The following is a 14,771-nucleotide window of genomic DNA, read 5'->3' as shown; positions in this document are numbered from 1 at the left end:
ACTTTCTTTTTTTAATTTTAAATATTCATTTTTTATATTTTCTTTATATTCCTGATTGTCAAGGCTTTTAAGATTGATTTTAACATTAGCAATTGCACTACTAACTGCCGCATCTCCTATGTAAGCTGCTACTTCAAAATCACTGGCCAGCATTCTATTTCCAATTTCACTAATTTCTAGACTGAGGCGCATTAATCTAACTGCTTTTTTAGTCATATCCATTGAAAATTCTACAGCATCCTGACAGACTGTTTTAACTTTATTTTTGTCTCCAGCTTTATAGCTGTCCAATATATCTGAAAGTATTCTACTGTCCTGATCAATCATTAACAACATTTCTTTTTTTAATTCTTCACTTTCAGCTAGGATTTCTTTGGCTTCTGCTTCAACTTCTTTATATTTTTCTTTATCAATTGTAAGATTAGCAATAAAGCTGATAACAGCTGCATTTAAGGCGCCACTTAAGGCAGCTGCACTGCCGCCACCGGGAATAGAGTTACTTGAACTTAAATCATCTAAAAATTCTTGAATAGATTTTTCGGAATACATAATACAACACCTCTCTATTATTGTGATGTTATATTTATTATATTATATATTTGTACCAGGTACAAGTGATAGAATTCACTTGTACCTGGTACAAAACATATGGTACAAAACATACTATAACCACTGTGATTAACATCACAGAAAAACTTGACTATCCCTGTTAAAATAATCACATAAATAGTAATAAAGTTCACATAGGAGGAATGATAAGTTTGTACAGAGAAAATATTGAATCTGTTGGTGATGCTGCCGTAAAAAAAGTTAATTATTTGAAAAATAATAAGCTAAAATACTTAATTTTTTCAGCCTTTGCCGGCAGCTTTGTGGGACTGGGAATTATGTTAATTTTTTCAATAGGAGCTCCACTAAATGCAGCTGGCTCCCCATTTACTAAGGTTACTATGGGAGCTTCTTTTGCTGTAGCTTTAATTTTAGTTCTTTTTGCCGGTTCTGAGCTTTTTACCGGAAATAATTTAATTATGACGATCGGCTGGTTGGATAAAAAAATATCATTAACTGAAATGCTGCAGCTCTGGTTTTACTGTTATTTTGGCAATTTAATAGGCTCATTATTTACTGCCTGGATGATTTTTAAATCAGGTTTAATTTCTGAAGCTCCAATTTCAGATTTTATATTAAGCTCAACTGCAGCAAAGATGACTGCTCCTGCTGGGGAATTATTTTTTAGAGGAATTCTATGCAATATTTTGGTTTGCCTTGCTGTCTGGACTGCAATTAAAAGCAAAAATGAGATGGCCAAATTATCCTTAATTTTTTGGTGTTTATTTGCTTTTATTGGCAGTGGATTTGAACACAGTATTGCCAATATGACTCTTCTGGCAATGGGCTTAATGCTGCCTCACTCAGCTCAGATAACTTTAGTAGGATATATTCGTAATTTATCCTTTGTAACTGCTGGTAATATAATCGGAGGTGCGGTATTAATAGCCGGTCTTTATTGGTATGCCTCCAGTGGAGAAAAAGAACTAAAGAGTTCTAAAAGTGCTGCTTAAAATTTAAGGTTCAAATATAATGACTAATTAAAGAGACTAAGGAGGAAGATAAAATGGATTATAATTTAAGTAAAGAAAAATTCAATCAGCTTTTAAGTGAGCTGAAGCAGGAATATCAGATTTATGCTCCAGTAAGAAAAGAAAATAAAGGAACATATTCTGCCAATGATCTGATTACATATGATTTAATAGATAATCTGGATGATATTGAGCTTAATAAAAAAAGCAAATATTCTGCCAAAGAAATTGTTTTTCCAATTAGAGAAACTCTTTTTCATTTTATGGATGGAGAACAGAAGATGGCTTCAGAGGATGAAGAAAAATATATTATTTTCTTGAGACCCTGTGACCGTAATGCCTTTAAGAGACTCGATAAGATATTTTTGGAAAATGGACCGGAAGAAGATATTTATTATAAGCGCTTAAGAGAAAAAGTTAAATTTTTCGTTATCGAATGTACTGAAGGCTTTGATTCCTGCTTCTGTGTTTCAATGGACAGCAATGAGGTAGAAAGAGATGATTATTCAGCTTTTCTGCGGTTTAGAGAAGACGGAATTTCATTTAAGCTAAATGATCAAGAATTAAAAAATAATTATTTTACTGATGTAAATGATTTTGAAAAAATAAATTTTGAAGCCCAGTTTATACAGGAAAATAAGATTAAAGTTAATTTACCTGATAAAGATAAAATAACAAATGAGGTTTTTGAAAATGAACTCTGGACAGAATATAGTGAGCGCTGTATAGCCTGTGGACGCTGCAACACATCCTGTCCAACCTGCAGCTGTTTTACAGTTAAGGATGTATTATATGATGAGAATAAAAAGAGTGGAGAGCGTTTTCGCCGCTGGGCTGGCTGTCATATTGATGGTTTTACTGAAATGGCGGGGGGACACAGTTTTAGAGAAGAACATGGTGACAGAATGCGCTATAAAACAATGCACAAAATTTACGATTTTGCCGAGCGTTTTGATTTTGATATGTGTGTAGGTTGTGGCCGCTGTGATGATGTCTGTCCTGAATATATTTCATTTTCTAAATGTATCAACAAATTATCCCAAATAGTTGAGGAGGGAGCATAATGAATACAGCAGTTGAAAAAAGAAAAATCAATCCATACTTAACACATAAAGCAGAAATTTTAAAAATATTTAAAGAAACTGAGGTAGAATACACCTTTAGACTTGAGTCAGATTTTAATCTTAATTTTGGTCAGTTTTTGGAAGTTTCAATTCCAGGTTATGGTGAAGCTCCAATTTCTGTCAGCAATTTTACAGATGAGTGGCTGGAGTTAACTATCAGAAAAGTAGGAAAGCTGACTGATAAAATACATGAGCTGCAGGAAGGTGATCACCTGTATCTGCGGGGACCTTATGGAAACGGTTTTAAATTAGAAAATTACAGAGATAAGAATATTATTGTTGCTGCTGGTGGTACCGGGCTTGCTCCTGTCCGCAGTTTAATTGAATATGCAAATAATAATTTAGATGATTTTAGTGATTTTGAAGTTTTGGCCGGTTTTAAAAATGCTCAGAGCTTATTATTTGAGAGGGATATTAAGCGCTGGCGAGAAAATTTTGATGTTTTATTAACTGTAGATCAGACATGTGATATTTGGGGTGAATGTGTTGGTTTAATTACAGAACATATTGCAGAACTGCACCTGGATAATATAGAAAATACTGAAATTATAGTTGTCGGTCCACCTCCAATGATGAAATATTCAATTATTGAGTTTCAGAAACTGGGAGTTCCGGATGATCAGATTTGGGTTTCTTATGAGCGGAAGATGCACTGTGGTTTGGGTAAGTGTGGCCACTGTAAAATTGAAGATTCATATGTTTGTGTTGATGGCCCGGTTTATAATTATGCTGATGTTAAAGAAATTAAAGATTAAAACTAATATATTTTTCTAATATGTATTATAAGCTTAATATTTTGTTTTTAGCTAAAATTATTCACAGGAGGTAATTATGTCATTCAATACTAAAAAAATTAAAAAGAATGCCTTTAGAATAACCAAAGACAGAGAAGTTACTGCTTTAAGAATAAGAGTCCCTGGTGGTCATATTGAAGCTGAATATTTTTCTCTGATTAAAGAAATTGCTGAAGAATATGGGAATGGAGACATACATATAACAACCAGGCAGGGATTTGAGGTGCCCGGAATATCTTTTTCAGACTTTGAGGAAGTAAATAAAAAGATTGCAGCGATTTTGGAAGGTATGGAAAAAGATATTGGAGTTGAAATCACTGATCCCAGAGAAGGTTATCCGGCAGCAGGAACTCGTAATGTTTCTGCCTGTATTGGTAATCGAGTTTGCCGTTATGCTAATTATGATACTACAGAGATGGCCCAGGAGATTGAGAAAACTATTTTTCCCAATGATTATCATGTTAAAGTAGCTCTTTCTGGTTGTCCAAATGATTGTATGAAGGGACATCTACAGGATTTTGGAATTTTGGGAATGGTTGAACCAATTTATCATCAGGAGAGGTGTATTGGCTGTGAAGCCTGTGTAGACAACTGCAAAAAGCGGGTTACTTCTGCTTTAACTTTCGAAAATGAAAGAGTAGTTAGAGATGAAGATCGCTGCATCGGCTGTGGTGAATGTATTCTGCAGTGTCCTACAAATGCATGGGAAAGAGGAGAAAAGTTTTATAAAGTAGTAATTATGGGAAGAACAGGAAAAAAGAATCCGCGTCTGGCAAAACCCTTTTTAAAGTGGGCCAGCAGAGAGGTGGTTATTTCCATTGTTGATAATGTTTATGATTATATAGAAAGACATATTGATACCAGTCTGACAAAGGAGCATGTTGGCTATATTGTTGACCGCACCGGTTATCCTCAGTTTAAAGAAGAAATTTTAGATGGAGTAGATTTAAATTCCGAATGTGAGGTAGCAGATAAAATTAACTGGAACGGATATCAGACTGGAGAAAGAATATAAGCTGTAGTTTGTTATCATTTTGTACCAGGTACAAGTGAATTCTATCACTTGTACCTGGTACAAATATATAATATAATAAACATAAATGAAACAAAGGGAGGTCTTTGATGCAGCTATTGGTTTCAGGAATTAATCATAAAACAGCTCCAATTTCAATTAGAGATCAGCTTTCTCAAAAAACTGATGAAATTAAGGATAAATTAAATTTCAAACTGAATAAAAACTGTTTTAAAGAATTTTTTATTTTAAGTACTTGTAACCGTTTTGAAATATATATTTACTCTGAAAAAGAAGCAGCAGCTAGAAAATCTTTAAAAGAAGATATTTTTAATTTGATCGAAAAATTTCTCAAAGGCCATTTTAAATATGAAAACAATGATTTAAATGATTATCTTTATCAGTATCATGATCTAAAGGCAGTGGAACATTTATATCGGGTAGCAGCTGGCCTGGATTCTTTAGTTAAAGGAGAAGATCAGATTCTGGCTCAGATAAAAAATCAGTTTAAAGAATACAAAAAAGAAGACTTAACCGCTTCCTATTTGAATCAGCTTTGTTTAGAGGCAATTAAAGTCGGTAAACTGGTAAGAACTAAAACTAAGATAAATGAACGAGCTGTTTCAGTAAGTTATGCAGCAGTTGAGCTGGCCCGGGATATTTTTGGTAGCCTTGATGGAGAAAAAGTAATGATTTTGGGTGCTGGTAAGACAGCTGAACTGACACTCAAAAACTTATTGAATTATGGAGTAGAGGGCATCCTGGTAGCAAATCGTACTTATGTTAACGGACAAAAACTAGCTGCCGAATATGGTGGAGAAGTTATTCGTTGGGAAGAGTTTAAGCAAAGAGTAGGAGAAGTTGATATTATCATTGCGTCAACTGCAGCTCCTCATACCGTATTGCATAAAGAAGATTTACAAGAAGTTATAATGAAAAAACATGGGCCAATGTTTTTAATTGATATTGCAATGCCAAGAGATATTGACCAAGAAGTTGAAAACCTGCCTGGTGTACATTTATATAATATTGATGATCTAAAAAAAGTTATTGATAAAAATTTAAATTTAAGAGAAAATGAGGTTGATAAAGCAGAGTCTATTATCGAAGAGGAAAAATATAATTTTCAGAAATGGTTACGTGAGAGGCGATGTGTTCCATTGATTAAGGAAATGCGCGAGGATGCTCGGACTATTAAAGAAAAAGAAGTTAAAAGAGCACTTCATCTGCTGCATAATTCGGAACTTGAAGCCGAAGAAATTATAGAACAGTTAGGCCATAGACTTTTAAATAAATTATTACATCAGCCGACCGTAGGGCTTAAAGAACTAGCAGTAGAAAATGAGAAGAATAAAAAAGATAAATTGGAAGCCGTAAAAACAATTTTTGCAGTTGGAGTGGATAATGAATGATTATTGAGAGGGGGAAGTACACTGAGATTTTATCCAATAAACTTAAATTTAAAAGAGAAAAAGGTGTTAATTGTAGGGGCAGGCAAAGTAGCATTTCGTAAATTCAAAAGACTGCTTCAAGCTAAAGCGCAAATTAAAGTTGTAAGCCCGGAGTTTAGCCCAAAATTCACACCTTATTTTGAGCAAAAATCAGATCAATACATATTTATTGAGCGTAAATTTAGAGAAGATGATTTAGGTGGAATTTTTTTAGTCTTTGCTGCTACTAATGACTCCCAGTTAAATGAAAGAATTGCTTTTTTGTCCAGAAATAAGAATATTTTGGCTAATATTAGTGATGCAGTTGATATCTCAGATTTCACTGTTCCGGCAGCGGTTAATAGAGGGGAATTACTTTTAACTGTTTCCAGTGGCTCTAATCTACCAGCCCTTTCTCAAAATATCAGAAAGAAAATTGAACAAGAATTTGGCGTGGAATATCAAATTTTATTAGAAATAATGCAGAAAAAAAGATCCCTAATCATTGCAGAAATTGATGAGATTTCAGTCAGAAAAAAAATCTTTAAAGAGCTGGCATCTGATCAATTTTTGAATAAGATAAGAATGATCATTGATCAATTTGATTTGAATTTATTAAATATTGAAGAAACTGATGAATTTATAAATAATAAAAATAATTTAACCGAAAACAAATTCAAACTACTTTCTGACAGTATTGAAACTGAAATAAACAAAATAATTGCAAAATTGAAGGATGATTAATTTGAAAGATAAATATATTATAGGTACTCGTGACAGCAATTTGGCTTTAAAACAGTCTCAAATAGTTAAAGAAAAATTATCTAATAAGTTTCCAGAAATTAAATTTGAGATCAAAAAAATTTCTACAACAGGTGATCGGGAAAAGGATAAAAAATTTTCCGAGATCAATGTAGAAGGAATATTTGTAAGAGAGATTGAAATAGCTTTGCTCGAAGAAGAGATAGACTTGGCAGTACATAGTTTTAAAGATCTGCCGACAAAGTTACCTTCAGAATTAGAAGTAGCAGCAGTTATTGATCGGGCTAATCCACTTGATGTACTAGCAGGTGCAGAAAAGAAGTTATCTAAACTGCCGGAAGGAGCAAGGCTTGGAACTGGGAGTTTGCGTCGGCGTTCTCAGCTTTTAGCTTATCGCTCTGATTTAGAAATTATTCCTATTAGAGGTAATATTGAAACTAGATTAAAAAAGATTAAAACTCATAATTTAGCTGGGGTTATTTTGGCTGCTGCTGGGCTAGAAAGGTTGGGATTAGAAGCACAGATTACAGAATATTTATCGGCTGATATTTGTCTGCCAGCTGCTAGACAGGGAGCAGTAGTAGTTGAGATACGGAAAGAGAGTACTAATCTCAAAAGAATTTTAAAAAAAGCTGAAGATAAAAATACAGCTTTAGAAGTCTGGGCTGAACATGCATTTTTAAAAGAAATGGAAGCTGGCTGTCATGCCCCTCTGGCAGCACAATCTATAATTAAAAATGGGATTTTAAAGTTAACAGCAGCTGCTGGTGAACTAGATGGCAGCAGAACAATAAAAAGAAGTATTAGTACTAAAAAACTAGAGTTAAATTCTGTTAAAAAACTGGGAAGAGACTTAGCAGTGCAATTAAAAAATGCAGGTGCAGTAGAAATCTTAGCAAAAGAAAAGAAATAATTAAGGAGAAAAAATATGACAGCAAAAGTTTATTTAACTGGTGCCGGGCCAGGTGATCAGGCTCTTTTAACTTTAAAAGCTAAAAAAGCAATTGAAAATTCAGATGTTATTTTATATGACAGACTAGCAAATAATCGACTTTTAGAGTATGCTTCTGATAAGGCAGAAAAAATTTATGTTGGTAAAAAAGCAAAAAATCATCATTATACCCAAAACGAAATTGAAGATCTTATGATCAAAAAAGCTAATGCTGGCAAAACAGTCTGTAGACTTAAGGGAGGAGATCCCTTTATATATGGTCGTGGAGGAGAAGAAGCTATAAAACTAAAAGATGCTGGAATTGATTTTGAAATAATTCCCGGTATAAGTTCTTCGATAGCAGTGCCACTTTATGCAGGGATCCCTTTAACGCAAAGACATTTGTCCTCATCTTTTGCAGTGATTACAGGTCATGAGGCAGCTGATAAAGAAGAAAGTACAATTGAAATCGAAAAGATTGCTGCTGCAGTTGATACTCTGGTAGTTCTAATGGGGGTAGGAAAACTAGCTAGGATTGTAGAAAGAGTTTTGGCTGCTGGAAAAAGCCCGGAAACACCGGTAGCACTTATCCGCTGGGGAACCCGCTCTGAACAGGAGACAATTACGGGTACTCTCAGTGATATTGCTCAGAAAGTTGAACAGGCCAATTTTAAGCCGCCAGCAGTAATTGTAATTGGAGAAGTTGTTAATTTACGAGATAAGTTAAGCTGGTTTGAAAATAAAAAATTACTTGGAAAAAATATTTTGGTCACTCGTCCTCGAAAACAGGCATCGTCTTTTGTAGAGATGATAGAATCGGAGGCGGGTAACGCAATTATGTCTCCAACAATAAAAATTAAAGCGCCTAAAAATGATGAGTCACTAAAACAGGCGATTAAAAATTTAAAAAAATATACACATTTAATCTTTACTTCGGTTAATGGAGTCAAATATTTCATGCAGATTTTAGATTTCAAAAAGCTTGACTTAAGAGCTTTGGCTGGAATGAATATCATAGCCATTGGCTCTAAAACAGCAGCAGAGTTAAAGGTAAATGGAATAAGATCAGATTTCATTCCAGAAGATTATTCAACAGCAGGTATTTTAGAGTATTTAGAAAAACTAGAAAGTATAGGAAAAATTAATTTTAAAGATGCATCTTTTTTACTACCTAGAGCGGATATAGCACCTCAGCTGCTAGAAAAAGAACTTAAAAAACGAGGTTCAAAGGTCAACAATGTTGAAGCTTATAGAACCAAGGCAGTTTCTTTAGATAAAAATGTTTTGAATTTGATCCAAAAAGCAGATCTTGATTTATTAACCTTTACCAGTTCTTCAACCATTGACAATTTCATTAAGGGACTGGAACAATTAATTAAAGCTGAAAATCAGCAAAAAGATTCATTAAAAATTAACCGCTCAAAAATATTTAAACAGTTAAAAAAGATTCCAACAGCCTGTATTGGTCCTGTAACAGCTGAAAGGGCTAAAGACTATGGACTTAATCTAAAAATCGCAGCTGAAGAATACACTATTGAAGGTTTGTTTACTGCAATTTTAAAATATTATTCTTAAATAATGAAAATATTATAATATGATTAATATATTATCCAGGAGGAATTTTAATGAATTTAAAGAAAAGACCAAGACGTCTACGCAGTTCTAAAAATATACGAGATTTAGTGAAAGAAACCAGATTATCAGCAGCAGATTTTGTTAAACCATTATTTGTAGTGCATGGGAAAAATATTAGAAAAGAGATTCCTTCAATGCCGGATAATTATCATTTATCATTGGATCAGTTAGAAAAAGAAATTGAGAATTTAATTGCTTTAGGAATTAGAGGAATTATACTTTTTGGCTTACCAAAATATAAAGATCAAGAAGGTTCCAGTGCCTGGCAGCAGGATGGGATAGTTCAACAGGCAGTTCGACAAATAAAAGAAAAATTTTCTGACTTTTTAGTTATAACTGATCTCTGTATGTGTCAATATACAGATCACGGACACTGTGGCATACTTAAAAATGGTGAAATCAAAAATGATGCAACCCTAAGCCGACTGGCAAAAATAGCAATTTCTCATGCTGAAGCTGGTGCTGATATGATTGCTCCTTCAGATATGATGGATGGGAGAGTCGGCAAAATCAGAGAAGCTCTGGATCAAAATGGGTTTAAAGAAGTTGCTATTATGGCTTATTCTGCTAAATATCATTCAGCTTTTTATGGACCTTTTCGAGATGCTGCTCATTCTGCTCCAGGAGAGGGGGACCGCTCAAGCTATCAGATGGATGCTGCAAATTCTGATGAAGCTTTAAGAGAGATGGAGCTTGATATTGAAGAAGGTGCAGATATCATAATGGTTAAACCAGCTCTTTCTTATTTAGATATAATACAAAGAGCAAGTGATAATTTCAATATGCCTATTGCCGCTTATAATGTCAGTGGTGAATATGCTATGGTAAAGGCTGCAGCAGAAAAGGGCTGGATTGATGAAAAAAGTGTTGCTTTAGAAATTTTAACTTCAATTAAAAGAGCGGGTGCGGATATTATTATTACATACTGGGCTGATAATGCTGTTCAGTGGCTAAATGAAAAATAAATAAGTGAGAGCTAATAATTGGCAGGGGTGTTGCTATGGAAATATTAGAACAGCTCAAAGAAAAGTTTGTAAGTGCCTGTTTATATTATTATATAGACTTTGTTTATAAAACAAGTACGGTAGAAAAAATAGGGAATTTAGATTATTTAGAAGCAGAATATCCGGAAAAATTTGTTGTTTTTATCTGGCACGGTGACAGCTATTCTTATTATCCTTTTTTAAAAGGTAAAAAATTAAATATTGTTACCACAAAAAACAAAAGAGGTGGGGTAATCAGCAGAATCAGCAAATATTTTGGCTATGATGTTATGAGGCTTCCTGACTCAGCTGCAGATGGTAATTATATTTTTCAGTTAAAAAGTCAGATAAATAAAATTAATAATGCTAATCTTTTGCTTTCAGTTGATGGACCAAGCGGACCAGAACATGAGATTAAAGAGTTTGCCATGATTATGGCTCTTTTTTCAAAAAGAAAGATTCTTCCTTTGAATATTGATCTAAAGTACAGCTTCAGTTTAAAAAACAGGTGGGATAAATTAAAAATTCCACTTCCTTTTAATAAAATAACTATCAGGATAAATGACTTTTATGAGGTGCAGAAGAAAGATAGAAAAGAGGAATTCAGCTCTATAAAAGAAGAAATCAAAAAAGTAATGCAGGCTTAATAAAAATTTATCAGTTAAGGGGTGTTTTTATGGGGAATAAAAGAGAAAAATCAGCCAAAGCTTTTAAAAAAGCGCAAAAGGTAATTCCGGGTGGAGTCAATAGCCCGGCCCGTGCTTTTTCAGCTGTAAAGATGGATCCTATTTTTATTGAAAAAGGAGATGGAGCTTATCTCTATGATATTGATGGTAATAAATACTTAGATTGTGTAAATTCCTGGGGGCCAATGATTTTAGGTTATAATCCACCTCAGGTAATTAATAAATTAAAAAAACAGCTTAAAAATGGTACAAGTTTTGGAGCTCCAACTGAAATTGAAACAGAAATTGCAGAGCTGATAGTAGATTTTTATCCGGCAGTGGATAAAGTAAGGATGGTTAATTCAGGAACTGAAGCTACCATGAGTGCGATTAGACTGGCACGTAGTTATACCGGTCGGGATAAGATTATTAAACTTGAAGGCTGTTATCACGGCCACGGAGACAGTTTGTTGGTTGATGCAGGCTCTGGAGTTGCAACACTTGGTATTAAAGGCAGTCCTGGAGTGACTAAAAATACAGCAGAGGAAACAATAGTAGTTCCTTATAATGATCAAGAGGCTGTTGAAAAAGTTTTTGCCAAATATGCTTCGGAAATCGCAGGTCTAATTTTAGAGCCTGTAACCGGAAATATGGGTGTCATAGCCCCTGAAGCTGGTTATTTGGAATTTCTAAGAAAAATAACCCGCAAAAACGGAGCTCTTTTGATTTTTGATGAGGTAATGACCGGTTTTCGTCTGGCCCGCGGTGGTGCTCAGGAAATCTATGGAATTGAACCTGACCTAAGTACTTTTGGAAAAATAATTGGTGGAGGTATGCCGGTTGGTGCTTATGCAGGGAAGGAAGAGATTATGAATTATATTGCTCCTGCTGGCCCGGTTTATCAGGCGGGAACTTTATCAGGTAATCCAATGGCCATGCAGGCAGGTCTGGCCACTTTAAAGGAATTGAAAAATAAAAAGATATATTCTCAATTAGAATCAAAAGCAGAAAAACTGGAAAAAGGCTTTAAAAGAAATATTGAAAAACTTGATTTTCCGGCATATTTTAATCGGGTGGGCTCAATGTTTACTCTGTTTTTTACTGAGCAAAAGGTTAAAAATTATCAGGATGTTAAAAAATGTGATCAGCAGCTTTTTGCAGCTTATTTTAAAGAAATGATAGAGGCCGGAATTTATCTACCTCCTTCTCAGTTTGAAGCAAACTTTATTTCTTTAGCTCTAAGTGACAAAGATCTGGATAAAACCATTGAGGCTAACTATCAGGTTCTAAAAAAGTTAAAGGTGGAATTATAATGGCAGACAAAAAAGCATTAGTTGTAGTCAGTCACGGCAGCAAACGAAAAGAAAGCAATCAGGAATTTAAAGATTTTATTCAAAAATTAAATAAAATCAATTCTGAAGGCAGGGAGAGCGAATATACCGCGATTAAAGGAGCCTGCCTTGAATTTGCTTCTCCGCAGCTGGAAATAGTTATTAAAAATTTAATGACTTCAAAATATGAGCAGATTGATATTTTTCCCCTCTTTATTTTTGCGGGTTATCATGTACGAAAAGATATACCAGAGCGAATGGAAGAACTAAAAACTAAATATGCTAAGTTAAAGTATAAGATTTTAGAACATCCTGCAGCTGCCGATGATTTTGCTCATTATATTTTTAGTCAGATATTAAAAGGAAAATAGTAAAAAAATATAACTCGGTCTGGTTAGACCGGGTTATAAATTTGATTTAATTATTTTTGCATACTGCTGATATTTTTTTAATTTCTTATCACTTAAATTTTTATCACTTATAATGGCAGTTATATCTGTAAAATCTGCTATTTTATAAAATGAAGCATTATCAAATTTATTACTTTCGCTTAAAATATAACTCTTATTACTGCAGTCTATCATCGCTTTTTTGCTGCTGGCTTCAATTGGACTTGCGGTTGATAGAGCTAGATTTACATCAATTCCATTTACCCCTAAAAAAGCTTTGTCAAAATGCATTTCTCTAATCTGTTTTTCTGTTATCGGACCTTCTATGGTTCTGGCTAGATGGAAATAATCCCCTCCTAAAACAGAGATATCATAATCATTTTTATTGCTTAATTCAACAATTATATCAACAGAATTTGTCACAACTTTGACATTTTTTGCTTTTAGTTCTTTTGCCATCAAATAAGTTAAGGTGCTGGAATTGATGGCAATAATATCTCCATTTTTGACTAAGTTAGCTGCATATTTAGCAATTGCAGTTTTTTCATTAATATTTTCTTTAGTTTTTTTAAGGAAGTTATACTCGTTATTAAATTTTTCAATTAAAATTGCGCCCCCATGTGTTCTTTTGACATAACCTTTTTCTTCTAGTTCATCCAGATCACGTCTGATTGTTGATTCTGAAACATCAAAATTATTTGCTAATTCTTTAATCGTAATAGTTTCAGTTAAATTAAGTTTGTTTATTATTTTTAATAAACGTTCTTCTTTCAGCATCTCTAATCTCCCCTTTTTATATCTAATTATAATTTTAACAATTCTTTTAAATACAATCAAGAACTATGATGTTTTTTGCAATGATTAAACTAAAAAAGTTAAATATGTGCTCATTATTGAAATATTTTAATAAAAAACTTGCAAAAACTATCACAATATAGTAAAATTAACTCAAGTTAAATAATTCACGAAATATAAGGAGGAAATTTTGATGTCAGAGTATTACGATTATATGTTACCAACAGTTAATTTCATGGGTGCCGGTTGTGTTGAAGTAGTTGGAGAGAGATGTAAAATTTTAGGTGCTGAAAAAGTTTTATTAGTTACTGATAATTATTTAAACAGTTTAGAATCTGGACCAGTTCAGATAGTTGGAGATTATTTAAAAAAAGTTGGATTGGAATATGTTATTTTTGATGGTGTAACTCCAAATCCTAAAGATAAAGATGTTTATGCAGGATTAGAAATTTATGAAAAAGAAAATTGTGACATGATTGTTACAGTTGGTGGAGGAAGTCCACATGATTGTGGTAAAGCAATTGGGGTAGCAGCAACACATGATGGTGACCTGTATCAAGATTATGCAGGAATTGAGAAATTAGAAAATGAAACACCACCGATGGTCTGTGTTAATACAACAGCTGGAACTGCCAGTGAAGTTACAAGACATGCTGTAATTACTGATACTTCTCAGACTCCAAATGTGAAATTCGTAATTGTTAGCTGGAGAAATACTCCTGATGTTTCAATAAATGATCCGGAGTTAATGGTTGATAAACCAGCTGGACTTACAGCAGCTACTGGAATGGATGCTTTAACTCATGCTTTAGAAACTTATGTTTCTACAGGTGCTAATCCTTTAACCGATGCAGCAGCCTTAGAGGCAATGAAGCTGATAGCTGAAAATCTGAGAAATGCTGTTTATAATGGTCAAGATATTGAAGCAAGAGAAAATATGGCTAATGCTTCAGTTCTTTCAGGTTTTGCTTTTAACAATGGTGGTTTAGGTTATGTTCATGCAATGGCACATCAATTAGGTGGATTTTATGATATGCCGCATGGAATTGCCAATGCAATCTTACTTCCCTATGTAGAAAAGTTTAATCTAGGTGCTAAATTAGAGCGTTTTGCAAAAATAGCAGAAATTTTTGGTGTAAATACTGATAATATGTCAACAAGAGAAGCTGCAGAATCATCTTTAGAGGCAATAAAGCAGCTTGCAAAAGATATTGGAATTCCTACTTCTTTAAGTGAATCAGAATTTGATATTAAAGAAGAAGATTTTGAAGAAATGGCCAAATATGCATTAGAAGATGGTAATGCAGGAACTAATCCCAGAAAAGGGACAGTTGAACAGG

General features: G+C 33.6%; 15 protein-coding genes. 13 read left to right on the top strand and 2 right to left on the bottom strand.

Going from position 1 to position 14,771, the window contains the following annotated elements; all coding sequences use genetic code 11:
* Positions 1–549: cyclodeaminase/cyclohydrolase family protein (locus CI949_RS09300; RefSeq protein WP_290765570.1), on the bottom strand; the 549-nt coding region annotated here is incomplete at its 3' end.
* Between the two features lie 212 nt (positions 550–761).
* Between CI949_RS09300 and CI949_RS09295 the strand changes: the two genes are divergently transcribed.
* The 12 genes from CI949_RS09295 (at position 762) to CI949_RS09240 (ending at position 12,618) form a co-directional block, all read left to right on the top strand.
* Positions 762–1,562 (top strand): formate/nitrite transporter family protein, encoded by an 801-nt coding sequence (locus CI949_RS09295; RefSeq protein WP_073157051.1) that lies wholly within the window; start codon positions 762–764, stop codon positions 1,560–1,562.
* Positions 1,563–1,615: 53 nt separating this feature from the next.
* Positions 1,616–2,644 carry an anaerobic sulfite reductase subunit AsrA gene (gene asrA, locus CI949_RS09290; protein ID WP_073157054.1) on the top strand — a complete coding sequence of 343 codons (1,029 nt, stop codon included), beginning with the start codon at positions 1,616–1,618 and terminating at the stop codon, positions 2,642–2,644.
* Positions 2,644–3,459 (top strand): anaerobic sulfite reductase subunit AsrB, encoded by an 816-nt coding sequence (asrB, locus tag CI949_RS09285; protein WP_073157057.1) that lies wholly within the window; start codon positions 2,644–2,646, stop codon positions 3,457–3,459. Before asrA ends, asrB begins: the two co-directional genes overlap by 1 nt.
* Positions 3,460–3,535: 76 nt before the next feature.
* Complete coding sequence (asrC, locus tag CI949_RS09280; RefSeq protein ID WP_073157060.1) at positions 3,536–4,513, top strand: sulfite reductase subunit C; 978 nt, start codon at positions 3,536–3,538, stop codon at positions 4,511–4,513.
* 107 nt (positions 4,514–4,620) lie between these two features.
* Positions 4,621–5,922, top strand: a complete 1,302-nt coding sequence (gene hemA, locus CI949_RS09275) for a glutamyl-tRNA reductase (RefSeq protein ID WP_073157063.1) — start codon at positions 4,621–4,623, stop codon at positions 5,920–5,922.
* A 3-nt stretch (positions 5,923–5,925) separates the two neighbouring features.
* Positions 5,926–6,684, top strand: coding sequence for a bifunctional precorrin-2 dehydrogenase/sirohydrochlorin ferrochelatase (locus tag CI949_RS09270; protein ID WP_073157066.1), 759 nt, complete (start codon positions 5,926–5,928; stop codon positions 6,682–6,684).
* A gap of 1 nt (position 6,685) precedes the next feature.
* On the top strand, positions 6,686–7,615 hold the full coding sequence (hemC, locus tag CI949_RS09265; RefSeq protein WP_159429250.1) for a hydroxymethylbilane synthase: 930 nt from the start codon (positions 6,686–6,688) through the stop codon (positions 7,613–7,615).
* 15 nt (positions 7,616–7,630) lie between these two features.
* A complete protein-coding gene (cobA, locus tag CI949_RS09260) occupies positions 7,631–9,208 on the top strand; it encodes a uroporphyrinogen-III C-methyltransferase (RefSeq protein WP_073157072.1) in 1,578 nt (525 codons plus the stop codon).
* A 50-nt stretch (positions 9,209–9,258) separates the two neighbouring features.
* Positions 9,259–10,233, top strand: a complete 975-nt coding sequence (hemB, locus tag CI949_RS09255; protein WP_073157074.1) for a porphobilinogen synthase — start codon at positions 9,259–9,261, stop codon at positions 10,231–10,233.
* A gap of 35 nt (positions 10,234–10,268) precedes the next feature.
* A complete protein-coding gene (locus CI949_RS09250; RefSeq protein WP_073157077.1) occupies positions 10,269–10,898 on the top strand; it encodes a hypothetical protein in 630 nt (209 codons plus the stop codon).
* A gap of 29 nt (positions 10,899–10,927) precedes the next feature.
* Positions 10,928–12,229: a glutamate-1-semialdehyde 2,1-aminomutase gene (gene hemL, locus CI949_RS09245; protein ID WP_073157080.1), complete on the top strand. Its 1,302-nt coding sequence runs from the start codon at positions 10,928–10,930 to the stop codon at positions 12,227–12,229.
* Entirely contained in the window at positions 12,229–12,618 is a 390-nt protein-coding gene (locus tag CI949_RS09240; protein ID WP_073157082.1) for a sirohydrochlorin chelatase, read from the top strand. The genes hemL and CI949_RS09240 overlap by 1 nt, the downstream gene beginning before the upstream one ends.
* A gap of 33 nt (positions 12,619–12,651) precedes the next feature.
* On the opposite strand, the gene CI949_RS09235 is transcribed toward CI949_RS09240, so the two are convergent.
* The gene (locus CI949_RS09235; RefSeq protein WP_089655180.1) at positions 12,652–13,413 is read right to left on the bottom strand and encodes a DeoR/GlpR family DNA-binding transcription regulator; all 762 of its coding nucleotides are present in this window, start codon (positions 13,411–13,413) and stop codon (positions 12,652–12,654) included.
* A gap of 211 nt (positions 13,414–13,624) precedes the next feature.
* Between CI949_RS09235 and CI949_RS09230 the strand changes: the two genes are divergently transcribed.
* The coding region (locus CI949_RS09230; RefSeq protein WP_290765540.1) for an iron-containing alcohol dehydrogenase at positions 13,625–14,771 on the top strand (1,147 nt) is incomplete at its 3' end.

It is taken from the genome of Halanaerobium sp. (genome assembly GCF_003070835.1).
The sequence above is the reverse complement of the archived record's forward strand: the minus strand, read 5'-3'. Positions and strand labels throughout refer to the sequence as shown.

Coding starts and splice junctions, on each gene's coding strand:
- asrA (WP_073157054.1), top strand. CDS start 1,616: ATGGATTATAATTTAAGTAAAGAAAAATTCAATCAGCTTTTAAGTGAG.
- asrB (WP_073157057.1), top strand. CDS start 2,644: ATGAATACAGCAGTTGAAAAAAGAAAAATCAATCCATACTTAACACAT.
- asrC (WP_073157060.1), top strand. CDS start 3,536: ATGTCATTCAATACTAAAAAAATTAAAAAGAATGCCTTTAGAATAACC.
- hemA (WP_073157063.1), top strand. CDS start 4,621: ATGCAGCTATTGGTTTCAGGAATTAATCATAAAACAGCTCCAATTTCA.
- cobA (WP_073157072.1), top strand. CDS start 7,631: ATGACAGCAAAAGTTTATTTAACTGGTGCCGGGCCAGGTGATCAGGCT.
- hemB (WP_073157074.1), top strand. CDS start 9,259: ATGAATTTAAAGAAAAGACCAAGACGTCTACGCAGTTCTAAAAATATA.
- CI949_RS09250 (WP_073157077.1), top strand. CDS start 10,269: ATGGAAATATTAGAACAGCTCAAAGAAAAGTTTGTAAGTGCCTGTTTA.
- hemL (WP_073157080.1), top strand. CDS start 10,928: ATGGGGAATAAAAGAGAAAAATCAGCCAAAGCTTTTAAAAAAGCGCAA.
- CI949_RS09240 (WP_073157082.1), top strand. CDS start 12,229: ATGGCAGACAAAAAAGCATTAGTTGTAGTCAGTCACGGCAGCAAACGA.
- CI949_RS09235 (WP_089655180.1), bottom strand. CDS start 13,413: ATGCTGAAAGAAGAACGTTTATTAAAAATAATAAACAAACTTAATTTA.